The following is a 17,504-nucleotide window of genomic DNA, read 5'->3' on the forward strand; positions in this document are numbered from 1 at the left end:
GGCCCGAGCAGCCGCGGCGGCCGCCGCGGCTGCTCGGGCCCGCTCATCTACTTGGTCGCCCCCGGCTTCGACTTCGTCCGCGTTGCCGGCCGCGCGGAGGAGGTCGGCGCGCTCTCTTCTTCGCCGGCGAGGCGCGGGCTCATGCCGATCTCACCCGTGATCCGCTCGGCCGTGAGCTCGATCTCCGCCTCGCGCAAGAGCAGCTCCTGCGACTCGAGCCGCCGGGCCTCGCGGTCGATGTTGGCCAGGAGCCCGGCCTTCTTGCGGTAGTTGACGTTGGTCGCGAGCTCGCGGCGCTTGAAGCTGGTCTCGCGCTCGAGGAACTCGTAGCGCTCCCGCGTGCGCCGCTCGTGGATCCGGCGGATGTCGTCGGCGGTCTCGACGAGGTGGGGGACCATGACGATCAGCAGGTTGATCTTCTCCTTGGTCTTGACCCGGCGCTTGAACAGCCAGCCGAGGATCGGGATCGAGCCGAGGCCGGGCACCTGCTCGGTGTTCTCGAGCTCGCGCTCGCGCATCAGCCCGCCGAGCACGACCGGGAGGTCGTCGCGCGCGAGCACGTTCTCGAGCTTGATCCGACGCTTGGTCGTGGTCACGCCGAGGACCGGATCCTGGCTGACGACGTCGCGGTCTTCGAGCTCGATGTCGAGGGTCAAGCTGACGTCGTCCTTGACGTGAGGCGTGACCTTGATGTCGAGGGTCACGTCCTCGCGGTTGATCGACTGCAGGGGCGTGAGCGAGGCGCCTTGGGCACCGGTCCCGAAGCTCAGCGCGCCGGGGGTCGGGACCTTGCGGCCAACCTCGATCTCCGCCTCCTTGTTGTCGGCCGTGTAGACGTGGGGCTCGGCGACGACGTTGACGTCTTCGTTGCTCTGGATGGCCTGAAGGACCACGCCGAACGAGGGGATGTCGTTGCCGACCCCGAGCAGCTGACCCGAGCCCGCGAGCAGCGGGCCGAGGACCCCGCCGGCCAGCCCCTGCAGGGCCTGGGGCGAGAGCACCAGCGAGTTGACGTCTTGCGAGGGCGCCGAGGCCACGAGCCCGACCCCCTCGCCGGCCGAGGTGTTGACCGGGAACGCGGCGTGGGCCCCCGCGCCGGTCGTCAGCGTGCGCCCGACCGAGGCCTCGAGCAGGTAGATCTCGAGGTAGACCTGCTTGCGGTCGCGGTCGAGCTCGTCGATGACCGGCTCGAGGCTCTTGTAGTCGGCCGCCGACGCGATGATGACCAGCGAGCGGGTCGCCTCGTCGGCGGTGATCTTGACGTCGCCCGAGAACAGCTCGGTCGCGGCGCCGCCCTCGGTCGCGCCCTTGTTGCGGGTCTGGGTCGCGCCGCTGCCCCCCGCGCTCCCCTGGACGAGGTTCTGGAGCACCGTCGCGATCTCCTTGGGGTCGGCGTTGCGCAGGCGCTTGACCCGAATCCGCCCGCCACCGCCGGGCAGACGAACGTCGAGCTGCTCGATCAGGCGCTTGATCGTGATGTAGTCGCCCGCGGTCGTCGTGATGATCAGCGTGCCCGTGCGCTCGTCGACGATGACCCGCGAGAAGGGGACGTCGCTGGTCGCGTTCTTGGACTTGCTCTTGCTGCTGCTGGCGCTGCTGCCCTCACCGAACACGTCACGGATCAGCTGAGCGACCTCCTCGGCGTCGGCGTACTGCAGCTGATAGAAGAAGATCTTCTCGCCGTTGGCGGCCGCGCCGGTGTCGACCTCCTGGATGATCTTCATCAGCCGCCGCACGATCGAGCCGCGGTCGGTGATGATCAGCATGTTGTCGACGACATCGACGCTGCCCTGCTTGCCCTTGAGCTTGGTCGTGAGGTCGGTGATGTCTTTGATGTTCTCGGGCTTGACCCGGATCAGCTGGGTCACGAAGCGGTCGTTGTTGGGCACCGCCCGGCCGTTCTCGTAGACCGGCAGGTTGAGCGACTTGGCGTCGGTGCTCTCGACGATCTTGAAGTAGTCGCCGGCCGGCTCGACGGTCAGGCCCATGCTCTCGATCGCCGCGTAGAACGCCGCGTAGGCCTCGCGGAGCGAGACCTTGACCGGCGACAGGACCGTGACCTTGCCGCTGCGGATCTTGGCGTTCCAGATGAACTTCTGACACGAGATCGTCATCATCCACTGGACGAGCTGCTCGAGCTCGGCCTCACGCGGGATGGTGATCGTGAACTTTTTGTCGGCCGGCCACTTCTTGCAGGTGTTGGGGCCGAGCCCGGCCTCGTCGCCGCTCATCTCGACGCCGGTCGAGGTCGGCGGCGCCGTCGTGCTTGGCGGCGCCGTCGCGCGCCCGGGCGGGGCCGCGAACGCGGGGGAAGATGTCACGCACAGGCCGACGCCGAGACCCAGCGTCGCGCCGAAGCTGGCGAGTACTCGAGTGAAGTTGGTCCTCTTCATTTGATGTCAATCTCTTTTTGGACCGCCTTGCCCTTGCGCTCGAGGGTCACCGACAGGTGCGAGGCGCGGCGCAGCTTGTTGTAGAGGTCCATGGCCTGGTCGAGCGACTCGAGCTGGTGACCGTTGACCGAGGTCAGGAGGTCGCCGTTTTTCATGCCGAGCAGCTTGGGCAGGCTCCCGGGGCGGATGCCGTAGAACTTGTAGCCCTTGGTCTCACCGTCGCGGACCGCGGGCACGATGCGGGCCTGCTTGGTCAGCTGGGCCGGGTTGGCGAGGAGCTTCTCGACGAAGGCCTTGTCGACGGTGCAGCTGGCGAAGTCGGAGTCGCAGCTGATCGCCTCGCTCGCGCCCTCGATCGCCCGGCTGTTCGACTTGGGCTTGGGCTTGGGGACTGCGGCCGTCGCGACGGACGTGGTCGGCGGGGGGGCCATGCCGAGCTCGATGTACTCCATCTGGGCGCCGTTGCGAAACACGACCCGGCCACGCTCGACGCGCGAGATCACGACCCCGGCCCGGACCCTGTCGCGCGGGCTGTAGGGCGCGAGCACGTTGGTGTCGGTGTGGAGGATCGTGGCCATCGAGTACTTGGGGTCGTCGGACTCCATGGTCGCGAGCAGCATCAAGGGGAGCTTGCTCTTGACCTCGCCCGGGCGCAGCGGGCCCGAGAGCGAGCCGGCCGCGCTCGGGTCTTGTTCGGGCTCGGGCGCGCAGGTCGGGCAAAAGACGTTGCCGGTGACCACGAGGTTGGCGATCGCCTCCTTGCGCGACTTGGTCGTGTCGCCGACCCCGGCGAGGGAGTCGATCATCTTGGCCTGGCGCGCGCGGATCTCCTCTTCGTCCTCGTCCTCGCCGTGCTCGTCCTCATCGGCTTGCGCGGCGATGCTCTCGCCAGCGGGCTCGAGCGCGAGCTTGCTGACGAACATGTTGACGCCCGCGCTGGCCGCGAAGATCACGACAATCGCAACCCCGATCAGCTTGATCAGCCAGAAGTGTTTCTTGAGCAGAGCCTCCATCGCCGGGTCCTTTCAGGCGTGCGCGATCAGTGGATTATCCCTTTGGGATCAGGCTTGTCCGACTTCTCGCGGTGGGGCGTGTAGCTCTCGTCGCGGATCAGGCCGGCCTCGAGCTTGCGATAGATCGTGCGCGTTGCGATGCCGAGCAGGTCGGCGGCGAGGCGCTTGTCGCCGCGAGTGAACTTGAGCGTCTCCATGATCATCCGCCGCTCGACCTCCTCGAGCGGCGTGCCGACCGAGAAGGTCAGCTGGCGCCCGTGCCCGGCCTGAGGATCGCGCAGCTCCGGCGGCAGATCGTCGACTTGAATCACAGGCCCGCGGGACAGGACCACGGCCCGCTCGACCGCGTTCTCGAGCTCGCGGACGTTGCCCGGCCAGCCGTAGCGGGTCATGAGCTCGACGGCCTCGTCGCCGACGCCCTCGACGCCCTTGCCGTGGCGCGCGGTGTACATGCGCAAGAAGTGATCGACGAGCAGCGGCACGTCCTCGAGGCGGTCGCGCAGCGGCGGCACGTGAACCGGGACGACGTTGATTCGGTAGTAGAGATCTTCGCGGAAGCGGCCGGCCTTGACCTCCTCGCTGAGGTCGCGGTTGGTCGCGCACACGAGGCGGAAGTCGACCGGGGTCGTGCGCCCGCCGACCGGCTCGACCTCGCCCTCTTGAAGCGCGCGCAGCAGCTTGACCTGGACCTGAAGCGGGATCTCGCCGATCTCGTCGAGGAACAAGGTCCCGCCGCTGGCCTCCTGGAAGCGACCGGCGCGAGCCCGAACCGCGCCGGTGAACGAGCCCTTCTCGTGACCGAACAGCTCCGACTCGAGGATCGACTCGGGCAGCGCCGCGCAGTTGGTTGCGACGAAGGGCTTGTCGACCCGCGGGCTCTGCTCGTGGATGTAGCGCGCGAGCAGCTCCTTGCCCGTGCCGCTCTCGCCGAGCAGCAAGACCGTGGCCGAGGAATTTGCGACCTGCTGGGCCATCTCGAGGGTCGCGCGCATGACCTGCGAGTTGCCGACGATCGAGCGGGTCGTGGCCGCGGCCAGCTGGGCCTTGAGCTCGCGGTTCTCGGCCACGAGCTGCTGCTTGTCGAGGGCCTTGCGGACCGCCGAGACCACCGCCGCGCGCTTGAGCGGCTTGCTGACGAAGTCGTAGGCCCCGAGCTTCATGGCCTCGACCGCGTTCTCGACCGTGCCGTAGGCCGTCATGACGATGACCTCGACCTCGGGCGTGATCGCCTTGACCGCCTTGAGCAGGTCGTCGCCGGTCATGCCGGGCATGCGCAGGTCCGTGATCATCACGCGGATCGGCTGCTTGCGGAGGATCTCGAGGGCTTGCCTGCCGTTGCCGGCGGTCAAGACCTCGAAGCCTTCCTTGGTCAGGACCTTCTGCAAGGCCTCCAAGATGTTGGCCTCGTCATCGACGACGAGGACGGTCTGCGCGCTGGGCTCTTGCATGCTCGGGGGTTGCCAAGCAAGCTTAGCGCCGATCTCTTTCTCGTTTGATATCAAGTAGTTGAGATCGAGCCTGACGGCCTGTCCGCGCCCTCCTGTCACGGTGTCGGGGGCATCGAGACATTTTGTCATTTCAGATCGAGCGCAGATCGCACAGTTGTGCGCTCGGCGAAGATCGGTCGACCGCGCCCTCAGGCCCCGCCCGGCGTGCAGCTGTCCGCGATCACCCGGTAGATCAGCGAGCAGTGCTTCTTGGCGTAGCGCCGCGCGTAGCGGCCCTCGATCTGATCGTAGCGAGCCGAGCACTCCTCGAAGCCAAAGCGCGTCGAGAGCACCGCGTCGCCGACCGACTCGCAGTACTCGCTGCGGTCTTGGGTCGCGAGGCACTGGCGCATCACGTTGGACAGCGAGGCCTCGCACCAGCTCGACACCCCCGGGCACGCCTCGATCCATGCGAGCGCCTCGTCGACGCAGCCGTCGACGTCGAGGGCCTCGGTCTCCCAGCGCGGCGGGTTGTTGGGGTCCTCGAGGGTGCTGCTCTTGTAGGCCTCGAACTCGTCGTAGCCCTTGACCGTCGCGCGACCGAACACAACCATGAGCAGGGCCAGGACCACGCCGAGCACGACGAGCACGCGCACGCCGATCGCCCGCCGCGCGGCCTCGTTGGGGCCGGGGACTTCGGGGGGTCCGGGCGGCACCCCGCCCTGGCTGGAGTCGGCCATCAAGGGGGTTGTAGCGCTAGTTTGCGCGATCGCGAAGCCGAGCCCGGGCCCGGCGCCGTGAGCGTCCGCGCTCCGGCTACCATCCCAGCATGCCGACTCGCCCCAAGGCCCTCGTCAGCTGGAGCAGCGGCAAGGATAGCGCCTACGCCCTGGACCTCGTCCGCCAAGCCCGCGAGCTCGAGGTCGTGGGCCTGCTGACGACGGTCAGCAGCGAGTTTGATCGGGTCGCAATGCACGGCGTGCGTCACGAGCTCCTGCGTCGGCAGGCCGCCTCGCTCGCGCTGCCGCTGCACGTCGTCGAGCTGCCCCGGCCGTGCCCCAACGAGATCTACGAGCAGCGGATGGGCGCCTTCATCGAGCAGGCCCGGCGCGACGGGGTCGAGCGCGTGGTGTTTGGAGATCTGTTCCTCGAAGACATCCGGGCCTACCGCGAGAAGCAGCTGGCCGGGACCGGGATCGAGCCGGTGTTTCCGCTGTGGGACAAGGGTCGAGACACGCGCGCGCTCGCAAGCGAGATGCTGAGCGCGGGGGTCGTCGCAACCCTGACCTGCGTCGACCCGCGCAAGCTCCCGCCTGAGCTCGCCGGGCGGCGCTGGGACGCGCTCTTGGTCGGCGAGCTGCCCGAGGGCGTGGATCCTTGCGGCGAGCACGGGGAGTTTCACACCTTCGTGAGCGACGGGCCCGGGTTCTCCGAGGCGATCGCGGTCGCGCCCGGGGAGGTCGTCGAGCGCGAGGGCTTCGTGTTCGCGGATCTGCTGCCGTGTTGAGGAGGCGCGCGCTTCATCGAAGCGGCGCCAAGCGGGTCACGCGCGGCCTGGCCAATTTGACGCCGGGTCCGCCCCGCGAGCCGAGACCTTGGCGCGCGCTCGAGTTCGGTCCTCGAGCAATTCCCTCTCAGCAAGCAAAGACAAACGCTACACTGAGCGGTGCAGCATTTTCTGCTGTCGCCTGGCGCTGAGATCGATGAGAACGCATGCCTCGTCGGCGAGGACAACGGCAACTTCGGCTTTCGACACCACTGTGGCGGCCATATGCACTTCGGGTTCACCGGGCAAGCAACCAGGACCGCGGTTTCGGACCACTGCGATGATGAGTTCGCCGAGGTCGAGGCCAGTGCAGGGCACGCCCCAGGTTCGAGGTCGGCTTGGCCGCAGTTTAGGCTCCGGGTAGCCGGCGCTTGTGTGCTCAGCGCGAGCGCGTGCGGGGGCCCCGAGCTGCCGCCGATTGTCCAGCGAAGCCCCCGCCTGACTCTACGCGCGCCAGCAGAGCTCGAGATCTGCGCGGGGACCTTCGACTTGATGGAGTCCGAGGTCATCGAGTTGCAAGATCGCTTCGGGGTCGAGCCTGGCCCCGTCGAATACACGTGGATGCCCGAGTCGCACTACGATGACGCCGAATTGCCCTGCAAGCTGTCGACGCTCGCGTGCTCCCTCGACGCCGAGGTCTACGCGCGGACGCTGGCTTCGACCCACGAGCTCGTCCACGCTGCGCGCGAGTCGCTCCCCGCTGTGCTCGAGGAAGGCCTGGCGACCTTCCTCAGCGCCCCCAGCAGCAACGACCCCGCCGAGATGGTCGCGCGCGCGCAGCTGCTCGAGGCGCTCGCGCTCGGGAGCTGGGAGGGGAGCGAGGACGGCCGCGGGCTCTACGAGCGATCGGCCCACTTCGTGTCGTTCTTGATCTCCAGGTCGGGCTGGGACAAGTTCATCGAGTTCGAGCGCCGCGTGCGTGACGCGAGCTCGAACCGCGAGCAGCCGCTCGCCGAGTGGACCACGGACTTCGAGGCGGTCTATGGCGAGACCTTCGAGCAGGCGTGGGCGGCCTACGCAGACTATCCTGACTGCGCGCTGGCCCAGTTTCATCACCCGCTGACCGCCTGCGGGCGGGTCATGAGCGGGGTGGTGGACGCGAGCTTGCGCCCGGCATTCATGGCCGACGCTGAGGACGCGGAGTTCTCGGACGCGCTCGCGTGCACCGACGACCACGTGTTTGGTCCACACTCGCTCAACGGTGGCGTCGCCACGCGCGCAGCGAACTTCGTCATCGAGGTCGACAACTGGGTCGGGGGCTCGGTGGCGATCGCCCTGTCGGGCGCGCCGAGCCCGGACAGCCGCGCGCTCGTGACCAGCTGCGGAGACTGCTGGGATGGTTCGGCGAGCATGCTGACCCACGCGAGCCCCGACGAGAGGCTAGCAGCCCGTGGTGCAATGCCTCGCGCCGCCTCGCTTGGCCTTTTCGCCGAGGGCTTTGTCGCCAAAACTTGCAGTACGCCCGGTACAGCGGCGTTTTGGCTTCGCGCCCTCGGCGAAAATTCCGGCGCGAGGCGACACGATGCATTGCACCACGGGCTGCTAGAGCTCCCGTCGGGCCTCTACGCGCTGATCCTGTATGGCGCCTTCGACACCGATGGCGCGCTCGGCCTTCGACTTCAGTACTGACTCACCCGTGTCCTCGGGGCGAGGCTCGACCGCGAGCGGCGGCCGAGCTCGAGGCTCGGCTAAGCCGGTTTCCGATACGCGTAGTACTCGATGCCGATGTCTTGGAACTCGGGGTCGTTGCGTTCGCCGACGCGCTCGACGACAAAGGGGCCGCTGTAGGCGGCCGGAAGGTCTGGGGCCGGGCGGCCGTCGTGGATCGCCTCGTACTGCTCGCGCGAGAGGTCGATCGAGCCCCCGAGCGCCTCGGCGAAGGCGACGCGAGCCGCCGCCTCCTGCCAGCCGGGGACGACCTCGAGCGGGATCGCCTCGGCCGCGTCGCCGCTACCGTAGCCGACGGCGAGGATCTTCTTGCCGCTCAGGTCGACGCCCTTGGCCAGGGCGTCCTCGAACGCGGAGCCGAGCCAGGCCGGCAACGCGGCGGTGTAGAGGTTGCCCAGGTCGCGAACGATCGTGGCGCCCAGGCTCATCTTGTCCGCGACGAACTCCTTGAACGCGCCCGACCTGCGGAAGAACTTGGCCAGGCCCATCGCCGCCGGGTACGGGTCCGACTTGAGGCCGAGCTCCCGCAAGCCGGCGAAGAGGTCGGGGCTCTGCGCGACCTCCTCGACCACCTGCTCGGGGTCCAGACCCGCCTCGGCGCACGTCGCCTCGAGCTGCGCCCGGCTCGCGGGCTCGCGGGCCAGGCTCCAGACCAGGGACGCCGCCATCGCCTGCTGCGGCATGTGGTGATAGGGCCGGTGGCACGCGACCATCGCCACGTCCTCGAAGAAGGCCGAACGCGACCCGCCGATCCGGTCAAACATGTCGTCGAGGGCGTGGACGGTGGCGTCGACGTAGCACAGCGTCGAGTACTTCCCGTTGAACACGGGGAAGTCGTGCATGCGCCCGGTCTTGGGCGCGTAGCCGTCGGCGAAATGGCGCGCGAAGGGCTTGCGAAAGTCCGCCCCGCGGTACGCCGACGAGCAACCGGCGTGGTCGAGGTCGAGCTCGAAGAGCTTCGGCTCGGCGTCGAGCAGCATCGCCACCGCGCCCGCGCCCTGGGTCTGCTCGCCCGTGCTGCCGCGCTCGTACTCCGCGATATCGGCGCTGACCACGATCGCTCGTCGCGCCTTGCCGTCGCAGGCGAGGTAGCGAGCGGCGGCCTTGAGGCCGTACACGCCGCCGAGGCACGCGTGCTTGAACTCGGGCACCTCGCACGACCGAGACAGGCGCGGCTGACCGAGGGCTGCCAGGGCGTCGTCGATCATGCCGCGGATGACGACCGCGCCCGCTGCGTTGTCGGTGCTCGACTCGGTCCCGAAGCCGAGAAAGCCGACGTCGCGGGGATCGACTTCGTAGCGCAAGATCAGGTCGAGGACGGCCGCCGCCGCCATCGTGTAGACGCTCTCGCCGGGGCCACACACCCGGAAGCTGCGGCCGACGACGGCCTCGACCTTCTGCACTGGCGCGCCGGTCCATTCACACCAATTGGCGAGTGGGACGCGGAGCTTGGGAACGTAGAGGGAAAAACCGCTGACGCCGGGATTCATGTTCGCTTGTCTCGCCTTCCACGAGTGGGGCGGAAACTAGACGCCTACGCCGGGTTTGAGCAACGCGAAGTTCGGGCGCGGTGACTGCCGTCACACCCCGACGACCGCGAATCTCGCAGCCGGGCGTACTGCAAGTTTTGGCGACAAAGCCCTCGGCCAAAAGACCAAGCGAGGCGGCGCGAGGCGGCGCGAAGCATTGCACAACGGGCTGCTAGAGCTCATCGAGCAGCCGCGCCGCGACGCCCTCGACCGTGCGCCCGTCGAGGTCCACCGCCCGATTGGCCTCGCGCATGCGCGGGGCGTCGACCCGCCCGACGAGCTGCCCGAGCGCGTCGACGAGCTCCGGGTGCGCGCGCGCGGCCTCTCCATTGATCAGGATCACCGCGTCGTAGGGCGGGATCGCTCCGCGCGGGTCCTCGAGCAGCGTGAGCTCGTAGGCCGCGACGCGGCCGTCGGTCGAGTAGGCGCTGACGACCTCGACCTCGCCGCCACGCACGGCCCCGTACATCAGCGCGCTGTCCATCGTCCGGGTCGCCTCGAACTCGAGCCCGTAGACCTCGCGCAGCCGCGCCCACTCGGGCCGCGAGAAGAACTCGTAGTCCCCGGCGATCGTCCAGCCCGGGGCGTGAACGGCGAGCTCGGCGATCGTGCGCACGCCCAGGCGCTCGGCCTCGGCGCTCGGCAGCGCGAGGGCGTAGGCGTTCTCGAACCCGAGCGCGCCGACGAGGGTGACGTCGTGCTCGTCCGCCAACCACCGCGAGAGCTCAGCCAAGACGAGCTCGCGGTCCGCCGTCGGCGCGCGCTTCATGAAGTTGGTCCACATCGTGCCCGAGTAGTCGACGTAGACGCTGACGTCGCCGGCGACCAGCGCGTCGAAGGCGACCTTCGAGCCGAGCGAGGGCATCAGCTCGGGCCTGAGCTCGGTCTTCGCCTCGATCTGCCCGCGCAGCAGCTCGCCGAGGATGTACTGCTCGGTGAAGGGCTTGGTCCCGATCACGACCCGCTCGCTCGCGGCCGGGCCCGACCAGGCCGAGATCAGCGGGACCGCGAACACGCCGAGGTACGCGAGCCCGAACAGCCCGAGCACGAAGTTGCGCGCGGCCACCTTGCGCTCGCTGACGGCCCACTCGAGCAGGCGGATCAACCCATCGAGGGCCAGCGCGAGCCCGGCCGCGGCCACGCAGCCGAGCACGACCGCGGCGTCGTTGCGGGTCTGCAAGCCCGAGAAGATGTAGTTGCCGAGGCTCGGCGCCCCGACCGGCGTCGACAGGGTCGCGGTGCCCACGACCCACACGCTCGCGGTCCGGACCCCGGCGACGATCACGGGCAGGGCCAGGGGCAGCTCGACCCGCCGCAGGCGCTGGCGGTCGCTCATCCCGACGCCGCGCGCGGCCTCGATCAGCGCCGGGTCGACGCCGCGGATCCCGGTCACGGTGTTGCGCAGGATCGGCAGCACGCTGTAGGCCGAGAGCCCGATCAGCGCGGGCAGCCAGCCGATGCTCGGCAGCGACAGCGCCGCGAGCAGCGGGACCATGACCGCGAGCAGCGCGAGACCGGGGATCGTCTGGATCACGCTCGCCCCGGTCATGACCACGCGCTCGAGCCACCGGACGCGGGTCGCGAGCACGCCCAGCGGGAGGCTGAGCACGAGGCCCACGGCCAGGGCGAGCAGGGTCAGGCGCAGGTGGCCGCCCAAGAACGCGGGCAGATCCGCGAGCAGCTCGGTCACGATCGCGCCTCCGCGCCCGCCTCGGCCGCGAGCCCCTCGATCAGCGAGGCCGCCGAGGCCACGGTCTCCATCATCGCGGCGACGTAGTCGTTGGCCGGCGCGCGCAGCAGCTCGGTCGGCGTCGCGAGCTGCTGGAGGCGCCCCTCGTGCATCACCGCCACGCGGTCGCCGAGGGTCAGGGCCTCGTGCATGTCGTGGGTCACGAACACCGCGCTGAGCTCGAGCTCGGCCCGGATCGCCTGGAGCCGCGCCTGCAAGCGCAGCCGCGTGAGCGGATCGAGCGCGCCAAAGGGCTCGTCGAGCAAGATCAGCTCGGGCTCGGCCGCGAGCGCCCGGGCCACGCCCACCCGCTGGGCCTGGCCGCCGGACAGCTCGTGGGGCCAGCGCTCGCGGTAGTCCGCGGCCGGCAGCTCGACGAGCTCGAGCATCGCGTCGACCCGGGCGCGGGTGCGCTCGGGATCCCAGCCGAGCAAGCCCGGGGTCACGCCCACGTTCTCGCCCACGCGCATGTGCGGGAACAGCCCGACGCCCTGAAACACGTAGCCGATCCGGCGCCGCAGCAGGTGCCCGGGGATCTTCGCCGTGTCCTCGCCGGCCAGGCGCACGCGCCCGCCGCTGGCCTCGATCAAGCGGTTGATCAGCTTGAGCGTGGTCGTCTTGCCCGAGCCCGAGCCGCCGACCAGCACCACCAACTCGCCGGGCGCGAGCGCGAGGCTGACCTCGTCGACGGCGAGGACCTCGCCAAAGCGGCAGCTGACAGCGTCGAGCTCGAGCGCGAGCTCAGGCCGCGGCGACATCGCCCTCGGGCTTGGCTTTGGCCCGAGCCGCGGGCCTGGGCAGCGCGAGCAGCAGCAAGATCAGGCTCAAGAGCGCCGCGCCGCCGGCCAGACCGGTACGCGTGAGCGCCTGGCCGCGGGTCGGCATGTCGAGGGTGTCGAGCATCACGGCCTTGGGCCTCAGCTCGACGCCGCTCGCGAGGCCCTGATCGTTGACCTGGACGATGAACAGCGAGTCGACGATCTCCGGGCCGACCGGCACGAGCCGACCGCGCAGGGTCACGAGCGGAGATCCGTAGGCGACCCGCGGGCTCACGCGCGCGACGATCACCCGCCCGAGGTGCTCGTCGGCCGCGATGATCTCCTCGTTGGTCCCGAGCAGCGGCAGCAGCACGGCCTTGGCCTCCTCGTTTTGATCGGGCCGGTCACCGTCGGCGACCTGATACTCGTCGACGACCCACTCCGTGCGCAGGTAGCCGCGGACGGCGACGTAGCCGTCTTGCCCCTCGGGGACCGGGGCCTCGCGCAGATCGAGGACCGGCATCGCGTCGGGGTCGCGGGTCACCGCCAGCAGCTCGGGCAGCTCGGGGCTCGACGCGGCGGCCATCGCCGCGAGCCCGGCACCGACCAGGGCCTGGCCGCGGGCCGACTCGGCGGCGAGCACGATCGGTAACGCGCACGCGATCGCAACCAGCGGCCCGACCCAGAACATCGCCGGGTGGAGGCCCGAGATCGCGTCGATCGTCAGCAGGAGCGGAACCGCGATCGCGGCGAGCACGGCGAGGGCGCGCAGGAACACCGGGCCCAGGGTAGCAGGGTCGAGCGCCGAGCAAACGCGGCCACGGCCCAGGCCTGCGCTGGTACTCTGCGCCCGTGACTCCTCGGAGCCTCGCCGTCCTCGCTGTCGCCACCTTGCTGGGCGGTTGCGGCGTCCGCAAGGGCGCGCCCGACTGGATCGGCAGCGACGCCGCCGTTGTCCGCTGCACCGTCTCCGGGCCCAACCTCGAGCTCCCGCAGCTGTTCGACGCGATCCCGAGCGTCGCGGTCCCGACCGGCTTCTACGCGCGGACCATGGATCCGATGGCCCTCGACAGCCTCGGCTTCGAGCGTGATCGGGTCGTGTGCGCGACGCTCCAGGCGCCCGACGCCGCCGAACTCGACGCCGCCGCGACCGCGATCGACGAGCTCCACGAGGTCCGCAACGAGCTGTCGAGGCAGGCTCACAAGCTCGGCAAGTGCGTGTGCGCCTACGCCGACGCCCTCGACTCGCGCACGCTGGTCCCCGACTGCGCCGACCGACCCACGCGCCTCAACTGCGAGCTCGAGCCCGAGGCGGTCGAGGCCCTCGCCACGCTGCTCGCCCCGCTCAACGCCAAGCTCGAGACCACCGAGGTGCCCCGCATCCACTGGCGCCTGTTTGGTCGCACCGACCGCCCCGGGCGCTTCGTCGCGCGCTACGAGGAGCTGCTCAGCCGCCACCCGAGCGGGTCCGAGGTCTTCGTGCCCAGGACTCCGCTGCCGCCGACCCCCGGGTCCAAGCTGCTCGCCGGTCTCCTCGCCCTCGACGACGTGGTCGCGGTCGTGCGTCAGGACGGCGGCCGCGCGCTGCTCGTCGTGCGCGAGATCGACGACGACCTGGTCCTCGATCACTTCGCTTACCCCGACTGGCACGGCGCCGGAGCTCGCGGGGTCGACGTCGAGCTCAGCTCGCTGCTGCTCCACCTCGACGACGCGCAGCTGGCCCGCTACCGCGAAGCGCTCGAGCCGCCCGCCCAGGCCCGCGCGCCGATGTTCACCCCGCGCGAGGGCTACATGGTCGAGCTCGATCGCGCCGGGCTCGAGCGGGTCGATCGGGCGCTGCTGCTCGCCGCTCACTTCGCCGGCCAGCGCTACGACGAGGCCCGGGAGACCCGGGTGCTCCCGCCGCTGCTCGTCGATCGCTTCGCCCACCAGGTGCCCTACGGGACCGAAGGCAAGGCCTTGCGCGTGCGCGCGCGGCTGACCGAGCAGGGCCGCCAGTGGATCGGCGAGACCGAAAAGGTTGCGGCCTTCGAGGCCCTCCCGAGCCTCGGTCAGCTCGACTTCAAGCCGCAGTGGCAGCCGGCGGTCGAGGAGGGCGTCGCGCGCCTCTTCGTGCTCCGCGGCCAACCGACCGAGCGGCTGCTGTTTGCCGGCGCCAGCGCGCTTCCGGACGTGCTCGCGGCGATCGAGACCAGCGCTCCGGGCTCGATCGACGGCGACATTGACGACTTCGAGGTCGCGGTGCCCTCGGGCCCCCTGCCCGGCGAATTCGAGAGTCGACCTGGGAGCGAGACGCTGCGCGAGTGGCTGTCGCTCACGCCCCATGAGCTCGGGGTCGAGCTCGTCGACGGCGGCCAGATCATCGAGCTCGAGCTCGAGCCGCGCTGAGCCCCGCTACTCGAGCAAGCTCCGCAGCATCCAGGCGGTCTTCTCGTGGACCTGCATTCGTTGCGTGAGCAGGTCACAAGTCGGCTGATCATTCGCGCCTTCAGCCACCCGAAACACCTCGCGCGAGGTCCGGGCCGTCGTCTCGTGCCCTTCGACGAGGCGCCGGATCATGTCCTCGGCCTTGGGCACGCCGTCATCCTCGCGGATCGCCGACAGCTCGGCGAACTGCTTGTAGGTGCCCGGCGCGGGGAAGCCCAGCGCACGGACGCGCTCGGCGATGAGATCGACCGCGAGCGCGAGCTCGGTGTACTGGGCCTCGAACATCAGATGGAGGGTCTGAAACATGGGCCCGGTCACGTTCCAGTGAAAGTTGTGGGTCTTGAGGTACAGCGTGTAGCTGTCCGCCAACACCCGAGACAAGCCCCCGGCGATCTGCTTGCGTTGGTCTGGTTCAATACCGATGTCGATCTGCATGGCTGGGCCCATAGCACAACGACCGGCGGGCGCCCGGGGAGCGCGCCTGCAGACCCCTCGCGGCTACGCAAACACCGTGCGGAACGCGTCGACGCCACCGAAGACGAGGTCGGGAGCGATCGACACGTCCTCGTCGTAGCAACGCTCGAGCGCCCAGCGCAGCGCGCCGTCGAGGGTGCTGCAAATCCTGCTGGGGATGCCAACGCGATCGAACTGATCGGTGAAGCGCTCGCCCTGGGCGAGGAACTCCGGTGGAACCGTCACGGCGACGCCGATCGTGGCCGAGGCGATCATCGGGAGGCTCGTCGCCAACCACTCGGCGCACATCCGCTGCTGGACCGGGGTCAGGCCGGGGCAGCGCCCGTAGTCGACGACCTCGACCCAGCGACCGCCCCGCGCGACCTCGCGCAGCTTGAACGCGCGCTCGTTGGCGAGGAATTCGGCGAACTCGGCATCGCTAACGGCCTCGACCTGCCGGAGGATACGGATCGGAGCGAGTTTGTCGTTGATGACCACGAAGTTCATGACGGCCCTTCCAGTTCGGGTTGACGTGGGTACCGTAGCGCCCTCCTCAGGTCCGTCTATGACCATAGTGGTCGCGAATTCGATCATCCGCGTTCGACCGGCCCAGGGCGGCCCTGGTTGTCCAACCCTCGCTTCGCCCACCTACCTGCTTTTCTTGCGGCACCCCTGCGTCGCTTTCCCTGGGTGCCATCTGTCTGGCTTCGGCGCCGCCGCTCCCTCAGCCCTCGCACAGCTGCTCGACGGCGGCGCTCAGGTCCTCGTCGCGGGCGGCGTCGAGGCCGGCGATCCCATCTTCGGTCACGACGACGACCGCCGGCGCGCGATCGCAGCGGTCGAGGCACTCGACGGGCTCGATGTCGAAGCTCGGCTTGCCGTCGCCTCGATCGTCCTGGCGCAGGCTCAGGAGGTGCTCGAGGCGGTCGAGGGCGCCCCAGCTCTGGCACCGGCCCGTGCACACCCGAAAGCACACGTCGCTCTCGCGCTCGAGCTCGAGCTCGTCCATGAGCGCGACGCCGGCCATGACGAGCTGGAGCGGCGCGCCCTCGTCCCCGGCGACCTCCTCGATCAGGGCGAGGGTCAGGGGCTCCCCCTCGGTCTCCCCCTCGACCGTCAGGCCCAGCTCCATGAGCTTCATGGGGTCGACGAGCTGGTGCGTCTCGGGGCGGCTGGGGCGCTTGCGGCCGGAGCTCGCCGCGAGGGCCTCGCCGAGCTCGACCTCGCGTCCGGGGCGGGTCGGGGTCTCGGAGGGCGGCGCGAGCACAGCGACCCGATCCGCGGGGCTCGTGCCCAGCTGACCGAGGCGCGCCTCCTGGTCGAGCTCATCGTAGCCGCCGACGAAGCGGCCGCGCACGAAGACCCAGGGCACGGTCCGCTGCCCGGTGTGGGTCTGCAGCAGCGCCTCGAGCCGGCGATGCTGGGGCTCGTCGAGGTCGATGTAGACGTGGTCGAGCCCCTGCTCGCGCAGCAGCCGGCGCGCCCGGCCCGTGTAGGGGCAAGCGCCGGTGCCGTAGACTTGGGCCTCACGGTCCGGATCGCCGAGCAGAGTCGAGTCTCGAGAGGTCGTCATGGGGCGTTGTTCGCAGTCCTGGACAGGTGCGCCCGGGCGCGTCAGCTCAGCCCTCGGGCCAGTCGGAGAAATTTTCCTGGCTCCACCAGTCCTCGATCGTGTTGCCGTCGGCCGCGAGCGCGCTGACCTTCGACGCGAGGATCTCGACCCGCGCGGCGTCGGCCGGGACCGCGAGCATCCGGCCGTCGAGCTCGAAGGTCGCGTTCTTCTTGGCCTCGCACTTGTAGCGGCCGCCCGAGATCGAGGTGAAGTCGCTGTCGCTCTCGAACGCGGTCCCGGGCTTGACCTTCAGCAGCTTGTCGCTGGCGTCGTAGTAGCGAAACAGCAGCATCGCGCCCGCGGCCGTCTTGTCGCCGTGGTTGTAGAGCCGGACCTTCATGCCCCGCTCCTCGCCCTCGCCGATGAACTCGACGAGCTCGACAGCGAGCGGCGAGCCGTTGGAGGCTTCGGGCAGGACCTTGACCGCTTCGGCCTTGGCCTCGGTGTCGTCCTTCTTGCCGCAGCCGAGCGGCAGGGCCATGGCGAGCGCGACAACAATCGGGAGCTGGGCGAGCTTGTGCACCGCCGGACTCTACCCCAGCAGCCCGGGGTGCAATGCATCTGCGTCTCGAGCGAGCTCGGCCTGGGCCTCGGCGAGCTCGGCCTTGGCCGCGTCGCCCTCGGCCGATTCGCAGGCGAACAGCGACAGCGACAGGGGCAGCGCGAGCGCGAGCGCGTGGAGGACATGTCGTGGACAACGAAACATCGCACGACAGCGTAACTCGCGGTCGTGCGTGAAGGCCACTGGCCTCGGGTGTCGTGTTGGACCCGCGGCCCAGCCTGGGGCTGCTAGCACCCCGGGCTGCTAGCAGCCCGGGGTGTAATGCATCGTGTCGCCTCGCGCCGGAATTTTCGCCGAGGGCGCGAAGCCAAAACGCCGCTGTACCGGGCGTACTGCAAGTTTTGGCGACAAAGCCCTCGGCGAAAAGGCCAAGCGAGGCGGCGCGAG

General features: G+C 69.7%; 16 protein-coding genes. 3 read left to right on the forward strand and 13 right to left on the reverse strand.

Annotated features, from left to right (window positions below; genetic code table 11):
• Positions 1-47: 47 nt before the first annotated feature.
• The 4 genes from gspD to ENSA5_RS26015 all read right to left on the reverse strand — a co-directional run bounded on the left by gspD (position 48) and on the right by ENSA5_RS26015 (position 5,573).
• Positions 48-2,393 carry a type II secretion system secretin GspD gene (gene gspD, locus ENSA5_RS26000; protein WP_106394390.1) on the reverse strand — a complete coding sequence of 782 codons (2,346 nt, stop codon included), beginning with the start codon at positions 2,391-2,393 and terminating at the stop codon, positions 48-50.
• Complete coding sequence (gene gspC, locus ENSA5_RS26005; protein WP_106394391.1) at positions 2,390-3,406, reverse strand: type II secretion system protein GspC; 1,017 nt, start codon at positions 3,404-3,406, stop codon at positions 2,390-2,392. Before gspC ends, gspD begins: the two co-directional genes overlap by 4 nt.
• Before the next feature lie 26 nt (positions 3,407-3,432).
• Positions 3,433-4,854 carry a sigma-54-dependent transcriptional regulator gene (locus ENSA5_RS26010; RefSeq protein ID WP_106394392.1) on the reverse strand — a complete coding sequence of 474 codons (1,422 nt, stop codon included), beginning with the start codon at positions 4,852-4,854 and terminating at the stop codon, positions 3,433-3,435.
• Positions 4,855-5,042: 188 nt separating this feature from the next.
• Positions 5,043-5,573, reverse strand: coding sequence for a hypothetical protein (locus ENSA5_RS26015; RefSeq protein ID WP_106394393.1), 531 nt, complete (start codon positions 5,571-5,573; stop codon positions 5,043-5,045).
• 89 nt (positions 5,574-5,662) lie between these two features.
• On the opposite strand from ENSA5_RS26015, the gene ENSA5_RS26020 reads away from it, so the two are divergent.
• Positions 5,663-6,340, forward strand: a complete 678-nt coding sequence (locus ENSA5_RS26020; RefSeq protein ID WP_106394394.1) for a Dph6-related ATP pyrophosphatase — start codon at positions 5,663-5,665, stop codon at positions 6,338-6,340.
• Between the two features lie 414 nt (positions 6,341-6,754).
• Positions 6,755-8,008: a hypothetical protein gene (locus ENSA5_RS26025; protein ID WP_146156133.1), complete on the forward strand. Its 1,254-nt coding sequence runs from the start codon at positions 6,755-6,757 to the stop codon at positions 8,006-8,008.
• Between the two features lie 59 nt (positions 8,009-8,067).
• Here ENSA5_RS26025 and ENSA5_RS26030 read toward each other — a convergent pair whose 3' ends face one another.
• From ENSA5_RS26030 to ENSA5_RS26045, 4 genes are all read right to left on the reverse strand, one after another.
• Entirely contained in the window at positions 8,068-9,537 is a 1,470-nt protein-coding gene (locus ENSA5_RS26030) for a hydroxymethylglutaryl-CoA synthase (RefSeq protein ID WP_106394396.1), read from the reverse strand.
• Positions 9,538-9,748: 211 nt separating this feature from the next.
• Positions 9,749-11,266: an ABC transporter permease/substrate-binding protein gene (locus ENSA5_RS26035; RefSeq protein WP_106394397.1), complete on the reverse strand. Its 1,518-nt coding sequence runs from the start codon at positions 11,264-11,266 to the stop codon at positions 9,749-9,751.
• On the reverse strand, positions 11,263-12,063 hold the full coding sequence (locus ENSA5_RS26040; RefSeq protein ID WP_106394398.1) for an ATP-binding cassette domain-containing protein: 801 nt from the start codon (positions 12,061-12,063) through the stop codon (positions 11,263-11,265). The genes ENSA5_RS26035 and ENSA5_RS26040 overlap by 4 nt, the downstream gene beginning before the upstream one ends.
• A complete protein-coding gene (locus ENSA5_RS26045; protein ID WP_106394399.1) occupies positions 12,047-12,841 on the reverse strand; it encodes a hypothetical protein in 795 nt (264 codons plus the stop codon). The genes ENSA5_RS26040 and ENSA5_RS26045 overlap by 17 nt, the downstream gene beginning before the upstream one ends.
• A gap of 74 nt (positions 12,842-12,915) precedes the next feature.
• Here ENSA5_RS26045 and ENSA5_RS26050 point away from each other — a divergent pair, with 74 nt between their 5' ends.
• Positions 12,916-14,451: a hypothetical protein gene (locus tag ENSA5_RS26050; RefSeq protein WP_146156134.1), complete on the forward strand. Its 1,536-nt coding sequence runs from the start codon at positions 12,916-12,918 to the stop codon at positions 14,449-14,451.
• Positions 14,452-14,457: 6 nt separating this feature from the next.
• Here the strand turns inward: ENSA5_RS26050 and ENSA5_RS26055 are convergent, their stop codons facing one another.
• From ENSA5_RS26055 to ENSA5_RS38275, 5 genes are all read right to left on the reverse strand, one after another.
• Positions 14,458-14,925 carry a Dps family protein gene (locus ENSA5_RS26055; protein ID WP_308726574.1) on the reverse strand — a complete coding sequence of 156 codons (468 nt, stop codon included), beginning with the start codon at positions 14,923-14,925 and terminating at the stop codon, positions 14,458-14,460.
• A gap of 63 nt (positions 14,926-14,988) precedes the next feature.
• The gene (locus ENSA5_RS26060; protein WP_106394402.1) at positions 14,989-15,450 is read right to left on the reverse strand and encodes a hypothetical protein; all 462 of its coding nucleotides are present in this window, start codon (positions 15,448-15,450) and stop codon (positions 14,989-14,991) included.
• A gap of 217 nt (positions 15,451-15,667) precedes the next feature.
• The gene (locus ENSA5_RS26065) at positions 15,668-16,516 is read right to left on the reverse strand and encodes a glutaredoxin domain-containing protein (RefSeq protein WP_106394403.1); all 849 of its coding nucleotides are present in this window, start codon (positions 16,514-16,516) and stop codon (positions 15,668-15,670) included.
• A 46-nt stretch (positions 16,517-16,562) separates the two neighbouring features.
• Positions 16,563-17,078: a hypothetical protein gene (locus tag ENSA5_RS26070; RefSeq protein WP_106394404.1), complete on the reverse strand. Its 516-nt coding sequence runs from the start codon at positions 17,076-17,078 to the stop codon at positions 16,563-16,565.
• Positions 17,079-17,087: 9 nt separating this feature from the next.
• Positions 17,088-17,261, reverse strand: coding sequence for a hypothetical protein (locus tag ENSA5_RS38275; RefSeq protein ID WP_181198155.1), 174 nt, complete (start codon positions 17,259-17,261; stop codon positions 17,088-17,090).
• Between the last annotated feature and the right edge of the window lie 243 nt (positions 17,262-17,504).

The organism is Enhygromyxa salina (assembly GCF_002994615.1).
Lineage (GTDB): Bacteria > Myxococcota_A > Polyangia > Nannocystales > Nannocystaceae > Plesiocystis > Plesiocystis salina_A.

Coding starts and splice junctions, on each gene's coding strand:
- gspD (WP_106394390.1), bottom strand. CDS start 2,393: ATGAAGAGGACCAACTTCACTCGAGTACTCGCCAGCTTCGGCGCGACG.
- gspC (WP_106394391.1), bottom strand. CDS start 3,406: ATGGAGGCTCTGCTCAAGAAACACTTCTGGCTGATCAAGCTGATCGGG.
- ENSA5_RS26010 (WP_106394392.1), bottom strand. CDS start 4,854: ATGCAAGAGCCCAGCGCGCAGACCGTCCTCGTCGTCGATGACGAGGCC.
- ENSA5_RS26015 (WP_106394393.1), bottom strand. CDS start 5,573: ATGGCCGACTCCAGCCAGGGCGGGGTGCCGCCCGGACCCCCCGAAGTC.
- ENSA5_RS26020 (WP_106394394.1), top strand. CDS start 5,663: ATGCCGACTCGCCCCAAGGCCCTCGTCAGCTGGAGCAGCGGCAAGGAT.
- ENSA5_RS26030 (WP_106394396.1), bottom strand. CDS start 9,537: ATGAATCCCGGCGTCAGCGGTTTTTCCCTCTACGTTCCCAAGCTCCGC.
- ENSA5_RS26040 (WP_106394398.1), bottom strand. CDS start 12,063: ATGTCGCCGCGGCCTGAGCTCGCGCTCGAGCTCGACGCTGTCAGCTGC.
- ENSA5_RS26055 (WP_308726574.1), bottom strand. CDS start 14,925: ATGCAGATCGACATCGGTATTGAACCAGACCAACGCAAGCAGATCGCC.
- ENSA5_RS26060 (WP_106394402.1), bottom strand. CDS start 15,450: ATGAACTTCGTGGTCATCAACGACAAACTCGCTCCGATCCGTATCCTC.
- ENSA5_RS26065 (WP_106394403.1), bottom strand. CDS start 16,516: ATGACGACCTCTCGAGACTCGACTCTGCTCGGCGATCCGGACCGTGAG.
- ENSA5_RS38275 (WP_181198155.1), bottom strand. CDS start 17,261: ATGTTTCGTTGTCCACGACATGTCCTCCACGCGCTCGCGCTCGCGCTG.